The sequence below is a fragment of the Phormidesmis sp. 146-33 genome (assembly GCF_052939515.1).
The window spans coordinates 1-17,365 of record NZ_JBJPHU010000035.1 but is presented as its reverse complement, the minus strand read 5'-3'; the positions used below and the strand labels follow the sequence as shown (position 1 = coordinate 17,365).

Annotated in this window: 16 protein-coding genes and 2 pseudogenes; 10 read left to right on the top strand and 8 right to left on the bottom strand. The window is 49.6% G+C overall.

Translation table 11 applies throughout. The annotated features are described in order from the left end of the window. Nucleotides 1-4: 4 nt before the first annotated feature. Nucleotides 5-841, bottom strand: a complete 837-nt coding sequence (locus ACJ2PR_RS15800; RefSeq protein WP_446858650.1) for a tetratricopeptide repeat protein — start codon at nt 839-841, stop codon at nt 5-7. 129 nt (nt 842-970) lie between these two features. Further along, nucleotides 971-1,714, bottom strand: a complete 744-nt coding sequence (locus ACJ2PR_RS15795) for an LmeA family phospholipid-binding protein (protein ID WP_446877699.1) — start codon at nt 1,712-1,714, stop codon at nt 971-973. Between the two features lie 303 nt (nt 1,715-2,017). On the opposite strand from ACJ2PR_RS15795, the gene ACJ2PR_RS15790 reads away from it, so the two are divergent. After that, complete coding sequence (locus tag ACJ2PR_RS15790) at nt 2,018-2,647, top strand: acetoacetate decarboxylase family protein (RefSeq protein ID WP_446877698.1); 630 nt, start codon at nt 2,018-2,020, stop codon at nt 2,645-2,647. A gap of 25 nt (nt 2,648-2,672) precedes the next feature. On the opposite strand, the gene ACJ2PR_RS15785 is transcribed toward ACJ2PR_RS15790, so the two are convergent. Then, nucleotides 2,673-3,221: a GNAT family N-acetyltransferase gene (locus ACJ2PR_RS15785; RefSeq protein ID WP_446877697.1), complete on the bottom strand. Its 549-nt coding sequence runs from the start codon at nt 3,219-3,221 to the stop codon at nt 2,673-2,675. A 176-nt stretch (nt 3,222-3,397) separates the two neighbouring features. On the opposite strand from ACJ2PR_RS15785, the gene ACJ2PR_RS15780 reads away from it, so the two are divergent. Both ACJ2PR_RS15780 and ACJ2PR_RS15775 read left to right on the top strand, forming a co-directional pair. Continuing rightward, nucleotides 3,398-4,372: a radical SAM protein gene (locus ACJ2PR_RS15780; RefSeq protein WP_446877696.1), complete on the top strand. Its 975-nt coding sequence runs from the start codon at nt 3,398-3,400 to the stop codon at nt 4,370-4,372. After that, the gene (locus tag ACJ2PR_RS15775) at nt 4,326-5,783 is read left to right on the top strand and encodes a glycosyltransferase (RefSeq protein WP_446858655.1); all 1,458 of its coding nucleotides are present in this window, start codon (nt 4,326-4,328) and stop codon (nt 5,781-5,783) included. Before ACJ2PR_RS15780 ends, ACJ2PR_RS15775 begins: the two co-directional genes overlap by 47 nt. Here ACJ2PR_RS15775 and ACJ2PR_RS15770 read toward each other — a convergent pair whose 3' ends face one another. Then, complete coding sequence (locus ACJ2PR_RS15770; RefSeq protein WP_446877695.1) at nt 5,784-7,649, bottom strand: DNA polymerase III subunit gamma/tau; 1,866 nt, start codon at nt 7,647-7,649, stop codon at nt 5,784-5,786. 151 nt (nt 7,650-7,800) lie between these two features. Here ACJ2PR_RS15770 and ACJ2PR_RS15765 point away from each other — a divergent pair, with 151 nt between their 5' ends. The 4 genes and pseudogenes from ACJ2PR_RS15765 to ACJ2PR_RS15750 all read left to right on the top strand — a co-directional run bounded on the left by ACJ2PR_RS15765 (nt 7,801) and on the right by ACJ2PR_RS15750 (nt 11,986). Then, nucleotides 7,801-8,499 carry a Uma2 family endonuclease gene (locus ACJ2PR_RS15765; protein ID WP_446877694.1) on the top strand — a complete coding sequence of 233 codons (699 nt, stop codon included), beginning with the start codon at nt 7,801-7,803 and terminating at the stop codon, nt 8,497-8,499. A 15-nt stretch (nt 8,500-8,514) separates the two neighbouring features. Beyond that, the gene (gene cbiB, locus ACJ2PR_RS15760; protein ID WP_446877693.1) at nt 8,515-9,486 is read left to right on the top strand and encodes an adenosylcobinamide-phosphate synthase CbiB; all 972 of its coding nucleotides are present in this window, start codon (nt 8,515-8,517) and stop codon (nt 9,484-9,486) included. A 25-nt stretch (nt 9,487-9,511) separates the two neighbouring features. Beyond that, the gene (gene ggt, locus ACJ2PR_RS15755) at nt 9,512-11,224 is read left to right on the top strand and encodes a gamma-glutamyltransferase (RefSeq protein ID WP_446877692.1); all 1,713 of its coding nucleotides are present in this window, start codon (nt 9,512-9,514) and stop codon (nt 11,222-11,224) included. A 194-nt stretch (nt 11,225-11,418) separates the two neighbouring features. Then, nucleotides 11,419-11,986 (top strand): annotated as a pseudogene (locus tag ACJ2PR_RS15750) (transposase). A 237-nt stretch (nt 11,987-12,223) separates the two neighbouring features. On the opposite strand, the gene ACJ2PR_RS15745 reads toward ACJ2PR_RS15750, so the two are convergent. Next, nucleotides 12,224-12,622, bottom strand: coding sequence for a hypothetical protein (locus ACJ2PR_RS15745; RefSeq protein ID WP_446877691.1), 399 nt, complete (start codon nt 12,620-12,622; stop codon nt 12,224-12,226). 303 nt (nt 12,623-12,925) lie between these two features. On the opposite strand from ACJ2PR_RS15745, the gene ACJ2PR_RS15740 reads away from it, so the two are divergent. From ACJ2PR_RS15740 to ACJ2PR_RS15730, 3 genes and pseudogenes are all read left to right on the top strand, one after another. Then, nucleotides 12,926-13,786: a cyclic nucleotide-binding domain-containing protein gene (locus ACJ2PR_RS15740; RefSeq protein WP_446877690.1), complete on the top strand. Its 861-nt coding sequence runs from the start codon at nt 12,926-12,928 to the stop codon at nt 13,784-13,786. Further along, the gene (locus ACJ2PR_RS15735) at nt 13,783-14,115 is read left to right on the top strand and encodes a hypothetical protein (protein ID WP_446871830.1); all 333 of its coding nucleotides are present in this window, start codon (nt 13,783-13,785) and stop codon (nt 14,113-14,115) included. The genes ACJ2PR_RS15740 and ACJ2PR_RS15735 overlap by 4 nt, the downstream gene beginning before the upstream one ends. Nucleotides 14,116-14,136: 21 nt before the next feature. Next, nucleotides 14,137-14,715: pseudogene (locus tag ACJ2PR_RS15730) on the top strand (NHLP bacteriocin system secretion protein); the annotation flags it as partial. Between the two features lie 6 nt (nt 14,716-14,721). Here the strand turns inward: ACJ2PR_RS15730 and ACJ2PR_RS15725 are convergent. From ACJ2PR_RS15725 to ACJ2PR_RS15715, 3 genes are all read right to left on the bottom strand, one after another. Continuing rightward, nucleotides 14,722-14,946 (bottom strand): hypothetical protein, encoded by a 225-nt coding sequence (locus ACJ2PR_RS15725; protein ID WP_446877689.1) that lies wholly within the window; start codon nt 14,944-14,946, stop codon nt 14,722-14,724. Nucleotides 14,947-15,029: 83 nt separating this feature from the next. After that, nucleotides 15,030-15,875: a condensation domain-containing protein gene (locus ACJ2PR_RS15720; protein WP_446877688.1), complete on the bottom strand. Its 846-nt coding sequence runs from the start codon at nt 15,873-15,875 to the stop codon at nt 15,030-15,032. Continuing rightward, nucleotides 15,866-17,272: an IS4 family transposase gene (locus ACJ2PR_RS15715; protein ID WP_446877687.1), complete on the bottom strand. Its 1,407-nt coding sequence runs from the start codon at nt 17,270-17,272 to the stop codon at nt 15,866-15,868. Before ACJ2PR_RS15715 ends, ACJ2PR_RS15720 begins: the two co-directional genes overlap by 10 nt. Between the last annotated feature and the right edge of the window lie 93 nt (nt 17,273-17,365).

Below are 17,365 nucleotides of genomic sequence, written 5' to 3'. Positions count from 1 at the left end.
GCGTTTAGGCCTCACGAGGAGAGCGATGGGTCAGCAAAGAGCGAAACCGCTTGTCTTGGCGCAGTCCATCAAAGTCGGCGTTGCTTTGAGCAATTTCTCGATACTCGTCGGGATTAAGTTCGATCGCTCGCTGCAAATGCTCGAATGCGAGGTCTGGCTTGCCCTGAATTGCGTAACAGCAGGCTTTGTTGTACCAGAGCGTCGGCAGGTTGGGTTTGAGTTTGAGGGCGTGATCGTAGCTGACGATCGCAGCTTCAAATTGACCCAGGTGGTAGAGCGCATTGCCGCGATTCGTCCAGGATTCCTCAAAATCGGGCTTAAACTCTAAGGCTTTGTCGTAGCTGGCGATCACCTTTTCGAGTTTGCCAAGTTTGCGAAGTGCTAGACCGCGACTGTACCAGGCCCAGTGATAATCAGGTTTGAACTCAATGGCGCGATCGTAGCTAGAAATCGCGTCTTCGTAGCGTTCCATGTTTCGCAGCGTGATACCACGGTTGTACCAGGCCCAGTAGTAGTTTGGTCTAAATTTGATAGCGCGATCGTAGCTCTCAACGGCTTCACAGTAGCGTCCTAGCTCATCCAGGGCATTACCGCGATTGTTCCAGGCTTCGGGGAATCCGGGTTGATACTCCAACGCTTGATCGTAGCTAGCGATCGCATTGTCGTAATCTTTCAGGTGATACAGGGCGTTGCCCCGGTTGTACCACGCATCAGAGTAGTCGGGCTGAAGATTGAGAGCGGCTTCGTAACTTAAGATTGCAGCTTCGTAAGCTTTCGTCTTATTTAGATACAGTCCCTTCTGAAAGAAGAAGGTCATCTCAACGTCTTGAACTTGGCTCATCGCCGGGATTTGTCTTACCTAAAGTGTTCTTGTTAAGATTCCCAGGCGAGATGAGCAAACACCAAAAAAGCAAAGAAAATTTATAAGACTAATCAAAGAAAAATACTAATCGAATCAAGCTTACCCTACTTAGAGTGAAGGAATTTGTTTCGCCTGAATTTCGACTTCGAGGGATAGGCTTCCCGGTTTTACGTCCATTGATACAATGCGAAGTTTATTTTGTGCGAGTTCAAAGTAAGGTTGGTTGACAATCTCCTGCATTTTTTGCATGAGTGCAATCATGAAGGGAATCGATTGTCCTCGATCGGGCGCACAGTAAAAAGATTCCAGCAAGATCGGGCGAGAATCGGTACGGTGTGAGGCGACTGCCGCGAAAGGGACTTCCTGAATGCCTTCCATCCGATGAATTTTTGCCTGACCGCCGATGTGCATTTTTGTATCTTCGGTCAGCTTAATTTCTAAGGGAAGCAAAAGTTCAAGTCTGACGGTTTTTCCTTCTACATTTAGGTCGATCGAGGGAATCTTTTGGCTCACAAACTCCGAATTAATAGCTTGATTAATATCAGCTTCGGTCAAAACAATTCGAGCAGTTGTGTTAACAGGTTTATCTAGTTCGAGGTTGCCAAAAATTGCACTCAAGGGATTAATTGAAATGCGATCGGTTTCGATTTCTAACTGCTCAACTCTGATCTCTTCTTGAATAACAATTCCTTGACCCGTCACTGCAACAGAATCGACCTTCCCCTGAACAGCTTTGAGAAGATCTGTCTTGACATCGACCTCAATATTTTCAGCCGTTTCGATTTGAGTAAAGAGTCCTTGTCTAGCGATTTCTGAGAGCACCTGTTCCTCAATTCGTTGCTCGTCTGACATGACGTGATCGCTCCACTAAAAGTTACTCAACAGTGTAGAAAGTAAGCATCAGCCCAGTATCTACACTTTGAAGGAGCTATCTCAGTTTTTGATCAGATTAAGGACAGATGTTTTGATAATAGACTGTCAGCCGTCATGAATTGCAGATTTTACGATCGCTCATTTGAATAAAAAGTGCGATCCCTCACTCCCAGTTCAACATACTCAACTATTCCTTAAGACAGATGCTTTTTTGATTGCTGATTTGTCCAAGATCAGGTAGGCAAAGTAGCCTTTGAATCTTAAATCATGGGAGCCAATGAGATGGGATATCCGCAAGCACCTTGGACATTAAAAGGCTACGCTTTTTTGAGCTTACATTTAGTTGAGATTGCCAAGGCTTCGCCCTTTATTCCGGTAGAGTTGGCGATCGTTCCTTCGCTTCCGGGCAAGACGTTAGGGGGCGTTTATCTCTCGCAGTATACAAAGGGTGACCTGACTTACAACGAATTAATTGTGGTGGCGGGGTTAGTCAGTTGGCAAGGAACGATCGGAGCCTGGGTATCTCATATCTATGTCGATAATCCCGATTCTGTGGCAGGGGGGCGAGAAATTTGGGGCTTGCCCAAGGAGATGGCGGAGTTTCGCTGGGAGTCGGGCGAGTCGGGAAGCGTGACCGTGCGGCAAGGGGATCAGTTGTTGTGTGCGATGCGATCGACGGGACGATTTAGCCTTCTACGTCAGCGGTTTTCTTTCCCTGGTTTTAGCCAACAAGATGGCCGTTTTCTGGTCTTCAACAGCACGGCCCAGGCGAATTTTGGACTGGTTGGCGTAAATTTGGATATTCCGCAGTCTTCGCCCTTTGGACGTTTAATCAATTCCCCGCCTGTGATGGCCGTCAGCGCAGACTCGTTAGATTTGAAGGTAGATGCTCCCAAAATTGTGGGTAAGTGAGAAACGGATAAAAACGGATGAACGGTTACTGGTGCAGTTCCCATTTAAAAAGCGCTGTCTCGACTCCGTAGTAGCGATCGGTGTGACCCTGCGGGATCATTCCCAACCGTTGGGCGACTCGTTTGGAAGCGTCGTTTTCAGGATGCGTGACAGCGTAAATCACTGGCAGGTTCAGCGTTGTGAATCCGTACTCGATCGCCCCTCTTCCCGCTTCTGTGGCAAATCCCTTTCCCCAAGCGCTTTTCTTGAGATGCCAGCCAACTTCATAGTCTCCAGTGGGATTATTTTCACCATCGGGTAACTGTTTGAGAATGACGCTGCCGACGATTTCTCCTGTTGTCTTGAGAACGATTGCCCAATATCCCGTTCCGTCATTGAGTTGAGCATAGAGATCAACCACTTTCTGAAGTCGTTCTCGCTGACTTTCTACACTAGACGAGGGTTGTGGATTGCTAAAAGCAGTTCTAAAGAAGCGAAAAATTTCTGGATCGCGGTAAATCTCAAACGCTTGTTCTGCATCCTCAGCCGGATTCCAGTCTCGAATCAGAAGACGATCGGTTTCAAAGCGCAGCATTTAACTATCCCTATCAAAGAGTTTTATCTATTCAATCAATTCAATCGGGCAGGAAGAGCGGTTCCTTTTGGATGACTCGAAGAGATCGCCTTCACGAATTGCAATTTGCAAAGGCTTGTATTGCTTGCTCTTAAGATTTATTGTGGGTTTGACAGGAGACTTTGACAAAAATACTTATGGCTCCACTGGTAGCAAACTACTATCTGACCTACCGATGCAATGCTCGTTGCCACTTTTGTGACATCTGGGCCCTCGAACCGAAACAGGAAGCATCCTTCGAGACCATTCAGAAAAACCTGGCAGATCTGCGGCGCTTGGGCGTTAGATACGTGGACTTTACAGGCGGCGAACCGTTGCTGAGAAGAGACGTGAATGAAATCTTTGCTGAAGCAAAACGGCAGGGGTTCACCACCAGCATGACCACCAACACGATTCTCTACCCCAAGCGGGCCAGAGAGATGCAGGGTCTAGTGGACTTTCTCAACTTCTCCCTCGACGGCGGCGACGCAGAGACTCATGATCAATCGCGTGGGGTCAAAATCTTCGATACGCTGGTCGAGTCGGTGCAACTTGCCCATTCGCTAGGAGAATATCCCGTTCTCAACCACACCGTCACCGCGCAAAACTACGATCGCATCGCCGAAGTCGCCGAACTGGGTCAGCGCCTGAATGCTAGAGTTTGGCTCAATCCCGCTTTTACCGCCCACAGCAATTACAATTCCAAGAAAAATCCGACTCCAGCGATGGTGACGGCGATCGAAACTGCTGCTAAGAAGTACAGTAATCTTGGATACAATAAAGCGGCACTGGCCTTTATCGAAGCAGGCGGCAACGACACTCAAAATCCTCGCTGTAAAGCTGTGGATGCAGTGATCGCCATCTCGCCCAACGATGAACTGCTGTTGCCTTGCTATCACTTTGCTCAAAAAGGCATTGCGATCGACGGTCGTCTCTATGAGATGTACAAGCAGTCAGAAGAAGTCGAGGAGTTCCGACAATCTCAGGGTAAGCTATCAGTCTGTGAGGGCTGTACGGTCTGGTGTTACTTGATCCCCAGCTTTTTCAAAGGTCTAGACAAATATTGGGTGTTAAACCAAGCAACCTATGTCGGAGAATTCCTGGCACGAAAACGATTCCTACAACGAGTTTGAGCCGATCGCAGCCGACGATTTGCCCATCTTAGAGGAAGACAGCGAAATTCCTGAACCGTTTCAGGGCTATCGGGGACGCAGGCGAAAAGCGGCAGCCGTTTTGGTGGTGATTTGGAGTGGTACGATCGCCCTCCATCTCGTCACCTGGGGCTATTGGCTGGTTTTGGGCTTGACCACGCTGATGGGCTTCCATGCGGTCAGATTTTTGTTTGCCCGTCCTTCAGATTTGCCGGAGCCGATTTCAGACGAGACGCGAGACTCCTACCCGTTTGTGTCGCTGATGGTGGCGGCTAAAAATGAGGAAGCGGTCGTCGGTAAGCTGGTAAAGATGCTGTGTCAGTTGGATTATCCGGGCGATCGCTACGAGGTTTGGGTCATCGACGACAACAGCACCGATCGAACGCCGATTTTGTTGGATCAGTTGGCTAAAGAGTATCCACAACTGCAAGTATTCCATCGGCCGCTCAATGCGGGAGGCGGAAAATCGGGTGCCCTCAATCAGGTGTTTCCGTTGACGCAGGGTGAGATTGTCGTCGTTTTTGATGCCGATGCTCAGGTGGAACCGGACTTTTTGCGGCGAGTCGTGCCCGTCTTCGATCGCGAACAAGTCGGAGCCGTTCAGGTGAGAAAGGCGATCGTGCAAGCAGAACCCAATTCTCAATCTCCAGACACCAACAATTTTTGGATTCGGGGACAAATGGCTGAGATGGCCCTGGATGCCTTTATTCATCAGCAAAGAATTGCGATCGGTGGCATTGGCGAACTGCGCGGGAATGGCCAACTGGTGAGGCGTACCGCGATCGAACAGTGTGGCGGCTGGAATGAGGAAACAATCACGGACGATCTGGATCTGACGATTCGGCTGCATCTCAACGACTGGGATATTGACGTGATCACCGTTCCCGCTGTGTATGAGGAAGGCGTTACAAATGCGATCGCGCTCTGGCATCAACGAAATCGCTGGGCAGAAGGTGGCTATCAACGCTATCTCGATTATTGGCGGCTGATTGTCCGCAATCGCATGGGAACGCGCAAAAGCATTGACCTGCTGATGTTCTGGATTATTCAATACGTGATGCCGACGGCGGCGATTCCGGACTTTTTGATGGCGATCGTTCGCAATCGTCCCTTACTGTTGAGTCCGGTGTCTGCGCTGACACTTCTCTTATTTTTGTCGGGCACCTTGGGCGGGCTACGACGCATTCAACGACTGCGCGGATCAGATGAACAACGCCGCCTGACGCTGAAAGGCATTGACTTCTCATTCATGGTCGTGTTGCTGCAATCGTTGCGCGGTGCGTTGTATATGATGCACTGGTTGCCGATCGTCGCCAGCACAACTGCCCGCATGTCCATTCGTCCCAAGCGCTTGAAGTGGGTCAAGACCGTTCACAAAGGAAGCGACGAGTAGCTAGAAATCTACGTCTTCATCGTCTGATTCTTCTTCTGGCTCGTCTGGCTCGATCGGGTCTGGCTCAATCACCTCAACAACCTGATCTGAATCTGGTATTTCATCGGCCAACTCATCGTCATCTAAATTAACCAGCGCACCATTAAAGGCATAGGCTAGACTCTTGGCGGCTTTGGTGACCTCATCATCTTCCTTCCACTCTCTACGCTGCGGGGAAACTTCTGCAATCTCATCCACTGACTCCTCTAATACGTCTGGTGGCTCAGGGGCAGAAGCGGTTTCTGAATTTGCAACATCGCTGGAAGGGGGCGGTAGTTCAGCAGGGGATTGAGTGGGCGATTCAGGAAGCGGTAACGGTGCAACGGCATCCAACACCTGAATGCTGACTTTAATCTTGGTCTGAAGCGCTCTTGTGGCAGCTTTGCCAATTTGAGGAAGCATTCGCTGGGTCATTTTGAGCATGTGTTCTCCCCGAACTCCCACGACGATCTCATTGCCGTCGATCGCCACCAAATGACAGTTAGCACTGACAATCCCCTGAGTTGAGGGCAGATCAATGTTTTCCAGAATTTGTTGCCAGGTTTTTGCAAGCTCACTTTGGGGATCGTCGGGTTGGCTGGCTTCTTCTAGAACCGATTCAGGAATCGGGGGAACTTCTGACAGCGTAGGTTCTGGCTCCGAAGGCTTTGGGGGAACGATCGGGGGCGGCGATCGACGTTCTGAAACAGATACAACAGGCTGACTCGAAGTTGGATACAGAGCTGGCTGAGAAGACGTGTTTCTAGGCAACAAGCCCATCAATGTCACTTCTAACCACAAACGCGGCTGAGTGGTCTGCTTGAGTTGAGTTTCACTGCTGCGTAAATGTTGCTGACCTGCCAAAATCGTCTGCAAATCAAGCGTTTTAGCAAATTCGCACAATCTCTTCCAGGTGGGCGGCGTGATGGCGACTAGATCGTGACGACTGGGCGAAGTTTTGGCGATTAATAAGTCTCGATAGAAACTGGCCAGATTTTGCAGCACGATGATCGGTTCGCGACCTCGATCCATTAGACGGCGAGTGTGATCCAAAACGGCTTCAGGATTGTGAGCGGCGATCGCTTCCACCAGTCCCATCAAATCTCGCTCCGGAACGGCACCGACCAGATCCCACACGCGATCGACCGTCACTTCTCCATCCAATAAACTCAACTGATCGAGCAAACTTTCGGCATCCCTCAGTCCGCCTTGAGAAATTTGTCCAATTAGCTGTAGGGCATCTGGCGCGATCTCAATTCCTTCCTTTTCGGCAATCATGTTCAGATGCTGCACCAACGGATTGAGCGGAATTCTTCTAAAATCAAACCGCTGACAGCGAGAAATAATCGTCGGCAAAACGCGCTGCGGATCAGTCGTCGCCAGAACAAAAACGACGCGATCGGGCGGCTCTTCCAACGTCTTCAACAAGGCATTGAACGCCGCAGGGCTTAACATATGGCACTCATCAATGACATACACTTTGTATCGACACTGTACGGGAGCAAACTGAGCGCGTTCAATGAGTTCACGAATGTTGTCTACGCCTGTATTGCTGGCGGCATCGATTTCAATCACATCCAAGGCGGAACCATTGCCGATCGCCACACAAGTCTCACAAACCCCACAAGGATGGGCCGTCGGCACCTTTCCAGAAATGCAGTTGAGCGATTTGGCAAAAATTCGAGCGCTGGAAGTCTTCCCTGTGCCCCGTGCGCCCGTGAAGAGATAGGCTGGTGCAATCCGCTGTTGAGTGAGCGCGTTGGTGAGGGTGGTGGCGATCGCTTCTTGACCCACGAGTTGCGCGAAAGTTTGGGGACGATATTTGTGATGGAGCGGTTGATAAGTCATCGGGATATAGCAGGTTCTTATCTATAGAGTAAGCGAGATCGACTTAGAACAAATGAACTATTTTTGGTAGAATAAAGTCAACGCATTTCGATAAGATACAGGCAGTTCGCATTCAATCGATCGCCCATTTGGCAACTGCGAGGCAATCCCTATGTTCAAATACGATCCGCTGCTCTGTCTGCCGTCTTCCGAAGAACTCCCTGACTCGGACGAGACTCCCGTGGATAACGAACTTCAAGATTTGATCCCCAGTTTGCTCAAGCTGATTTTGGCGCATCTATGGGGCGATCGCATGGACTGGTTTTTTGGCGTGGATATGGGAATTTATTACGATCCCGACCTACCCGCCATTGTCCCAGATGGATTTCTCAGCCTGGGTGTGGAGCGCATTTTTGACGAAGAACTGCGACTCAGCTATGTCCTTTGGGAGGAAAACAACATTCCGCCAACTTTTGTGTTGGAGGTCGTTTCGCAGAAATATCGAGGCGAATACAGCCGCAAAAAGAATCTCTACGCTGAAATGGGCGTTTTGTACTACGCCGTCTATTCGTCTCGTCGCCGCCGCAAGCCACCTTTAGAACTCTATCGTCTCGTAAATGGTGAATACGTTCTGCTAACCGGAAATCCAATCTGGCTGCCAGAAATCGGACTGGGGTTGGGACGATCGCGCGGCACTCACCAGGGCATTGAGCGAGAATGGCTTTACTGGTACGACGATCGCGGCAACCGCTTTTTGGAACCTGAAGAAAAACTCGATCAAGTTGAACAGCAGCTAGAACAAGAACGACAACGATCGCAACGCCTGTCCGACAAACTGCGAGAATTGAACATTGATCCTGATTTGCTGTGAGTTTAAATCTGAGTGTTGACTGTAAATACTGCGCTAATTCTTTTGACGGCCGCTCTGTTGGATTATGCGATCGGTGATCCGTGGGGGTGGCTACATCCTGTGCAGGTGATGGGCTGGGTTATCGATCGCTTTACCAAATTTGCGTTTCGAGCGTTGAAGTCAGCGATGGCGCTCCGATTGGCGGGGATTGTGTTAGCGATTGTTCTAATCGTGGGCAGCGGTGCTGTTGGCTGGGTCATCGTTGCGATCGCTCAAGCGTTACACCCAGTTTTGGGGATCATGATAGGAAGTGTTTTGTTGGCAAGCTGTTTTGCGGGGCGAAGTCTGCGATCGGCCGCAGAAGATGTTCTGCAACCTTTGGCGAATGGAAATCTTGATCAATCCCGTTCTCATTTAAGTCGCTATGTGGGACGCGACACCCAAACTTTATCGGAGTCAGACATTTTACGCGCCATTCTCGAAACCGTTACCGAAAATGCAACTGATGGGGTCATGGCTCCATTGTTTTTTGCACTGCTGGGGGTGTTCTTTCCGGTGATTGGTAGTGTCCCTTTAGCGTTGGCGTACAAGGCGGCCAGTACGTTGGATTCGATGGTGGGCTATCGAGAAGCTCCTTTTACCCATATCGGCTGGTGTAGCGCCAAAGTGGATGATATTCTCACCTGGTTGCCCTGTCGATCGGTTGTCTTAACGTTAGCGATTCTGTCTCAAAAGCCACATCAGATTTGGCAAATTTGTCAACGAGATGCCGCAAAAGATCCCAGTCCCAATTCTGGATGGAGTGAATGCGCTTATGCGGCCGTTTTGGGCGTTCAGGTTGGGGGCACCAATTGGTATCGCGGAGTCGAAAAGCATAAGCCTTTTTTGGGAGATCCGATTCAACCAATTACGCCTGAGCGCATCCGAACAGCCTTGAATCTAACGCGATCGTGTTTTTTGACCTGGCTCAGTGTTGCCCTTTTAGCGCTATTCTGCAAAGGACTCTGACACACTTCCTGAAATTGGGGATGCTATGAACTGCACCGATCGCTTGCCACACCTCTTTCTCACCCTGACTCTCTGTTTAGTCCCCCTTCCGTCCAGGGCAAATCCTCCCCTCACCCGAACGTCTCAAGGCATGGTGACCTCGGCTCATCCGTTAGCTAGTCAAGTCGGATTGGTGATGCTGCAACAGGGTGGAAACGCGATCGATGCGGCGGTGGCAACTACGTTTGCAATTTCAGTCGTAGAACCCTTTTCGGCAGGGATCGGTGGCGGCGGTTTTCTCTTAATGTATCAAGCAAAAAGTAATGAAACGAAAGCACTAGACTTTCGAGAGCGGGCACCACTGAAAGCAACTCGCAACTTGTATTTGGATGCTCAAGGCAACGTTAAGCCGAATGCCAGCATCAACGGTTATCTTGCAGTCGCGACACCTGGAACGATCGCAGGACTCTACGAAGCACATCGCAAATATGGAAAGCTTCCCTGGAAAACAGTGATTGCTCCAGCGATCAGACTGGCAGACAAAGGATTTCCGGTTAGTTGGAATTTTATCAAAGCAACGGAAATGCGACAAAAAACGCTGCTAGAAAATCCTGATTCACGAAAAATATTCTTAAAAAATGGAAAGCCGTATCGGATTGGGGACATATTAATTCAATCAGAGTTAGCAGCAACCTTACGATCGATTACCCAAAATCCCAACGATTTTTACACAGGGGGAATTGCTAAAGCGATCGCTGATGACATGGCTAAAAATAAGGGATTGATCACACTAGCGGATCTCAAACAATACCGCTCAATCTGGCGCACTCCAGTCTGCGGAAACTTCCGAAAGGCAAGAGTTTGCTCGATGCCGCCGCCTTCTTCTGGAGGCGTACATTTACTGCAAATTCTCAACCTGATTAGCGACACCGATTTAAAGACTTTAGGCTGGCACAATCCCGATGTCCTGCATTTGCTAGTCGAGTCGATGCGAATTGCCTACGCCGATCGCGCCGTTTATCTCGGTGATCCTGATTTTGTCAAGGTGCCTGTTCAGTCTCTTATCAGTCCCCGCTATGCTCAAAAACGCCGCCAGGAAATCAATCCCAAAAACGCCACGCCTTCCAGCCAAGTGAAAGCGATTGATCCCGCAGTGCTTCAACAATTAACTAAGGAATCGACTGAAACCAGTCACTTAACTGTGGTAGACCACGATCGCAACGCCGTCAGTTTGACCTTCACCGTCAATTTGGGATTTGGAGCAGGCATGGTTGCCAAAGGCACAGGAATTGTTTTAAACAACGAAATGGACGACTTTGCGATCGCTCCCAACACCCCCAATGCCTTTGGATTAGTGGGAGGGGATGCCAACGCGATCGCCCCCCAAAAAACACCACTCTCCAGCATGACTCCGACGATCGTCACCGAAAATGGTCGCTTGCGCCTCGCAGCAGGCTCGCCCGGCGGTAGCACAATCATCACGACCGTATTGCAAATTGTATTAAACGTCTTGGTCTACGACATGGATGCACGGCGATCGATTGCGGCTCCGCGAATTCATCACCAATGGCTTCCCGATCGCCTCCTCGTCGAATCTTGGGGACTGGACACCCTGACCTTAGAAGAACTACGCCGTCGAGGTCATCAAGTTGAGGAGCGATCGGGCTGGGGAAATGCGAATGCGATCGTCGTTTTGCCAGACGGCTCTCTCGAAGGGGCTGCCGATCCCAGAGGTGAAGGAGCGGCCTACGGATTTTGAGCGATCGTGTCTTAGCTCGACTTTATCCAACTGATAGAAAGCGACACTGCTAGTATTTCTGGTCTCTCAACTCTGCCCTCTGACTTTTCGCGAGGTCGGTCTATCCTCGCCACGGAGGAATGAACTTTTGTTGGTTTCCCGCAGCAAGGATAAGAAGAGACTTGTCCTAGAGCAGGAGAAAAGAGGGTGTCAGCATGATTCGGATTGAATTCACACCCGAAAAGGTGGTTGAACTGAACTATGAACGGTATCACTATCCTCACCCAAGAGTGCAACAGAAACTGGAGGTGTTGTACTTGAAAAGCCAAGGATTAGCCCACCAAGAAATCCGACGACTGTGCAATATTAGCAAAACCACGCTGACGGTTTATCTCAGACAGTCTCAAGCCGGGGGCATTGAGGGACTCAAGCAGTTAGATTATGTTACAGAAGCTTTCTCAGTGAGCCTTGGGCATCCCGATGACTTGAGTTTGGGATAATGCTCGTTATCAACAGTGCGTTGCGGTGTTTGACTGTGCGGAACGCTTGGGCATCACGTTAGTCTACTTGCTGTCTTACTCGCCGCATTTGAACTTGATCGAACGCCTCTGGCGGTTTGTGCGACGGGAATGTTTGTACTCCAAGTATTATGCTGACTGCTGTCGGTTCAACCAGGCAATTTCAACGGTGATAGAGGCGGCTCCGATTGACAAACACGACCAGCTTAAAAGCTTGATGAGTTGGAAGTTTCAATCTTTCAAGATCCAGATCTTAGCCGACTAGAGTATAGCCATTGAATGATCTCCTCGCTTTTAGGGTCAAAGACAATGAGGTGAAACCCTAGTAGCTCTTCTAGAAGAAGTTGTCCTGCTTCCCCTCAAAACAATGTTTCAAAGGTTGTCCGACTGATAGCTAGATTAATCGTCGCTCTGGCTGTTTTCGTTGAAGTGTTCTCATTATTGGTTAGGTAAAAATGCTTCTCTCGTATTAGGGTATCTCAAACCCTCGCTGTGTAAGGCTTTAATAGTGCCGGAGTTCAGCACTTACTCCGCTCGTCCCGATATCAGCCGCCACGCACATTGCTGACGCTTGTTCAATACACGCGGATGCGGGAATACCCTCTGGATAGATATCCACGTGATGGCTGACGCAGCCGAGCTTTTCATCTTGGGCACGTCGCCCCGTTGACTGTTGCCCTCGTTTCCCTTTGCCTTTATGTTTCTCAACACTATCGTTCTCTTTGAACTGAGGTGCTTTTGCATCCTTTGATGCGCCTTGCTGATGTAACAGTTCTTTCAGTTGTTTATTCTCTGCTTCCAGTTCTTGATTGCGCTGCTCTAGCTCCTCCACGCGCTTGGATAGGCGATCGATCTCTTCGCCTAGCTTCGATAGGATAATACTGTACTCCTCTGCCATCATGGGTTGAACAAGCGCAGACGCTGAACAATTGCTCTGAAACTTATCACACTTCTGGAAAAATTTCACCTCTGGGAAAATAGACAGCTACTACTCGCTCTCCGAAGTGTGACGTTGATTGAGCGGATCGAGCAGATCGACTGTCTCGCTTGCTTAGGGCACCTGGAAGTTGCTCTTTAACCGATAGACGCGGCATCCTTCTGGGCATTCTACGGAGGCAGATGCCTGTGAGACTGTGTAGGGGGAGCCTTACTTCTACCGACATCGCTCGTTGCCATCTGCGATCGACCTGCAACTTGTCAGTCTATGCCTCAAATTTCGACGCGATTGCCAAACTTCAAAGTATTACAATCTCAAGACTGCGACTGGCTTGAGCAGATCGCACACCCACAGGACTGCCCGACTCACACCGTTCTGATTCACGAGGGCATCACATCAGATTTTGTTTTCCTTGTGTTGAGCGGCACGTTTATCGTCTCCATTTCTCAGAGCCAATTCCAAACCGATCAAGAAATTGTCCGCTGCGGGGTCGGCGAACTGCTGGGTGAGATGTCACTACTTGATGATCGCCCACCCTCTGCCACCGTCAGCGCCGCCGAACCAAGTCAAGTCTTGGCAATTCCCAAGCGATCGCTCCAAACGAAACTTACTCTGGATACAGATTTTGCCGCCCGGTTTTATCAAGAGATTGCTATTACGCTGTCAGTTCGTCTCCGCAGCCTGTCTAAACTGCTGGCACAAAGTCAGATTGTGCCCGGACAGGCACTACGAAAAGTGTTGTTTGTGTTTGCGATCCTCAATGACAACGACATCGACTGGATGACCACACACGGACGACGCGAACAAATCACTGCCGGAACCGTGATCATCCAGCAAGGGCAACCCGTCGAGGCAATTTACATTGTCCTCAAAGGTAACTTAGCGATTACCTTTACGGTTGAGATCGACGGTCAGCCAGTCGAAAAAGAGATTGCGCGGCGTGCGAGTGGCGAAATCGTGGGAGAAATGTCGTTTGTGGAAACCGGAGTCGCTTCGGCTTCGATTCGCTGTGCAGAACACTCCCTGTTGCTGGCATTACCGCAAGACTTGTTGTGGGAAAAATTGAAGCGCGACCGCGGTTTTGCCACCCGGTTTTATCAAGCGATTTCCATCGGCAACAAGGATTGACCACGATTGCACAACAGCGGCAAAGTCTGGAGCAACGGATACAAAATGCTCAAGCGATGCTGCCTGCGCTAAAAGATCGTTGGGAGCGACGCGAACAGTTGGCGAAGCAAGGCGCAATCGAGCAAGATGTTCTGATTCTTGCTGAACGGGAGTATCGTCAGGAAATGCAGAACATTCAAGACTTGCAGGCACAACTGCGTCAGTTAGCAGTGAACGCGACCGAAACCGAGCAACGCTATGCTCAAAGTCAGAGTACGATCGCCGAAATTGGGGCGCAACTCGAAGAACTAGAAACGCGCAGCAAGCGACTGAATCAAGAGAATTTATAAGCCTCGAATACGCGCACTAATGAGATTGCGGAGGTCGATCGCGCGATCGCGCAACTGAAACAGCAAATCAGCGATCGTAGTTTGATTCGGAGTCCGCAGGATGGCGCGATTCTTGACATGAGTGGCGTGTTAGGGCAGGTCGTCAGTTCAGGAACGCGACTCGGAACGCTGCAAACTGGGGGTTCAGAATCGGCTGTTTTAACCGGAGTGGTTTACTTTGAGGTCAAAGACGGCAAGCAGATCAAACCGGGCATGAAGGTGCAACTCACCCCAGACACAGTAAAGCGAGAGCAGTTTGGGGGCATTGTGGGGGCGGTAAAATTAGTGTCGCCCTACCCAGTAACATCAAGTCGAGCCGCCGTCAAAGTTAGCAATCCCGAATTGGCAGATACTCTAACGGGTAAGTCTGCCAAAGTCGAAGTGGTAGTGGAACTGCAACCAGAGACGAACACGATCAGTGGTTACAAGTGGTCGTCCTCGAAGGGGCCCGCGAACAAGCTGACTTCGGGTACGACCGCTGCGGTGCGTGTAACTGTGGAAGAACGCGCACCGATTACGTTTCTGTTACCCTTTCTGCGTGAATGGAGCGGGCTTCAGTAAGCGGCTCTAGAAGTACCGTTGGATATAGCGAGTGCGGGGTGCAGGTCGATAAAATCGAGAATCACCGTAACCCCCTCGCTCTTCTTTAATTTCTAGATTAAATTGCTTGTAAATCTCAAGGCGATCGCTCAAGCTTTCTGGCGTTAATTGTTGTTCCTCTGCGGCTTGTTCGGCTCTGTTTGATTGCCTTAGAAAGAAGCGTTCCCATAGTGCGACCATACTGTTCATCATTTCATTCAATCCTTGAATTTACTCAAACTTGCGATCGAATCACAGCGTTTGAGTAGAGTGTTCCCAAATGGAATGAACACGCCTTAGAGGAACAACTGAAATTTAGAAAGTTGCGTTTCTGGAGACTCAGTTAGCTTTTGGAGAATTGCTTGATAACTACTCAGAGAGTAATCAATTGACTCATTAGTAAAGGTTGTTGAACTATATGAGGCAAAAAGTTCGATCGCCTGAGTCTTTTCTTCAGGATAAGAAACATAAAGCTCTAAAGGGCAACATTGTTCATTCCAAACTCCACGGCTAGTGGTAATAGGCAAAATGTCACACTTTAGCGTTTGATTTAACCAGTTCGTTGCAGGAACTAGCACAAGATTAACTGTTCGCAAAACCTCTATCTTGTTCTCGAATGGCTCCCAGATTCCTTCTAGTGGAACTGCGTGGGTGAGCGTTGCACTTACCATTTGCTTGACGTGTTCTAGCAGAGAAATCCCAGTTTGGTCATGGTCTAATTGAGTACGCAACGGTAGATCGCTAATGAAACAACCCAGCAGCTTTTCAATGTCTGGTATGGTGCGATTTGCCATTGTACCCAGCACCAGAATATCTGTCTGATTGCTCCATTTGCACAACAGAATATTGAGTGCAGTGAGGAAGACAGTGAATGGCGTGACCCTATGAGTATGGCTGAAGGCCACGATCGCGGCTGTTAAGTTCTGAGGTAGAAAAACTTGACGCTCGGAAGCAGGGTAATCATTTTGCAGAGATTGAGCGGCAGGTAGCAGATCGAGCAAGACTGGTAGATTGGCAAGATGCTGATGCCAGTATGGTAAGTGGGTTGCCAAAACTTCTTCACTAAAATAGTTACGCTGCCAGATCGCAAAGTCTGCATACTGAAAGGGTAGTTCTGGTAGAGGCCTGACTATTACCCACAACTTTGAGGGAAGAGGTGAAAGCCAAGTCGAGCTGTGTTTTGAAGTACTGCCCATCCTCTCCAGATGACCGTTGGTCCAGGATCGCCATCGCCCTTGCGAGCTAAAAAGCCACCCAGTTTCGCAATGGCAATCACGGCTTGAGCCACACAGAAATTTGAGGGTTGAGCATCGTTGGTGCGATTTGTCAGCAGTAGCAGGATGCGGCTCTCAAGTTCGGTCAAGATCGTCCGAGCTGAAGCGGTGGGAGCAGTTCTGTGCATCCAGGTGATCCAGAAAAGCCGCCATGCCACTACGCTCATCAAGGTGATGTAGCGATTCAAGCGCTCCGCTGATTGCAAGCGACACTGCTCGACCGTGCAACCGTGCTGGAGAATTTTATGAAAGACCTCAATCTGCCAGCGACAACAGTACCAGATCACTTTTTCCAATGCCTGCTCGAATGAAGTGAGCGCAATGTGGGTCAAAAGCATCCACTCAATCTGGTTTTCGAGGTTTGGAGCATCGACTTCCGTCACATAGACGGCATTCAGCATGACTGGTGGTAGCGGGTAGAATAACGACTGTTTCGGGCGCTGTGTGGGTTCTAAAGTCACCGCTCCAAACCGAACTGCAAGAGTCGCGGTGCGTTCCGGTTTAGCGTCCCGCGATGGCACCGTAATTTGGTAGCATCCTGCCACAGGTTGGGCTTGCAGGTGTTCCCATGGGCGAGGGCATTCACTGTCTTTGAGATGGCGATTCCAAGCAGCGCGAATGACAAATTCTGCATGGCAACGCTCGGCGGCGACCAAGAACTCGTAGATATCACGCTCTCTGTCACAGAGTGTAATCACTCTCGTGTTCTCAGGTTTGATTTTTTGAACCAGCTCAAGTCCTTGAATCCAGCGATAGCTCTCCTTATGCTCAATCGACGTGTTCTTGCGTTCGCGCTCACTCTGCTGATTGTATCCGCTTCTTGCCCATCCGGTTTGATTCAGTAATCCCAAAGGCAAACCTTGAGGCGTGACCGCTAGAATGTTGTGAGTCACTAAGCCAAGACTAGCAGAGCGACTGTCGCCAATCGGACCTAATCCTTGGGTGTGTTTATGACTTGAAAAGTTTAAATACGAGGTATCTTGAACCGCAAGCACAACGGCTTCCGCTTTCATCCGCTCTAACGTTCGAGTGCGATGGGGGCTTAGAATTTGTTCACTCGTAACGTGGTCGTTCTGAAAGAACCGATACGCAGCCTTGGTCGCCGCCCAGTCTTCGCTCGCTTGATTGATGGGCGCTTCTGGTGCGGTTGACAAGTCTTCTGCGAGCTTCTTTAGTCTTGTGTTTAGGCGCTTATCACCCAAATCGACCGATTCAAATTCCCGCTCGCTCCAAGTTTGCTCTTTGGTCATCTGGCTGATGGTCATGCACTCTTAATTCAAAAATTAAAGCTAACCTTTCTGCTCATATTCCTGTCCTGTTCCCGTTTAGTGAAAGCCGAACTTATGGGTAATAGTCAG